At 69.3% G+C, this 397-nt stretch carries 1 pseudogene; it reads left to right on the top strand.

Features of this window, described 5'->3' with window-relative positions:
* Nucleotides 1-92: 92 nt before the first annotated feature.
* Nucleotides 93-397 (top strand): annotated as a pseudogene (gene dnaA, locus ACNFOC_RS55735) (chromosomal replication initiator protein DnaA); the annotation flags it as partial.

Genomic DNA, 397 nt, shown 5'->3' with positions numbered 1-397 from the left:
CCCCACACCTTTTTCCCGAGCGCCCCACCCGATGTACATCCCGTCCCGTCCGCGAACCACACGTTCGTGGGACCCGTGAGAGAGCGTGCCCTGTGGCTGACGTACCTGCCGATCTTGCCGCAGTGTGGCCACGAGTGCTGGAGCAACTTCTCGGTGAGGGGCGTGGGCAGGGTGTCGAGACCAAGGACGAGCACTGGATCCGGCGCTGCCAACCCCTGGCACTCGTCGCCGACACAGCCTTGCTCGCCGTACCGAACGAGTTTGCGAAAGGCGTGCTCGAGGGACGCCTCGCCCCGATCGTCAGCGAGACGCTGAGCCGCGAGTGCGGCCGGCCGATCCGCATCGCGATCACCGTCGACGACTCCGCCGGCGAGCCCCCCGGCCCGCCGGCACCCCC

Origin of the sequence: Streptomyces colwelliae, assembly GCF_048158785.1 — a bacterium.
In the GTDB taxonomy this organism is placed as follows: Bacteria; Actinomycetota; Actinomycetes; order Streptomycetales; family Streptomycetaceae; genus Streptomyces.
The sequence above is the reverse complement of the archived record's forward strand: the minus strand, read 5'-3'. Positions and strand labels throughout refer to the sequence as shown.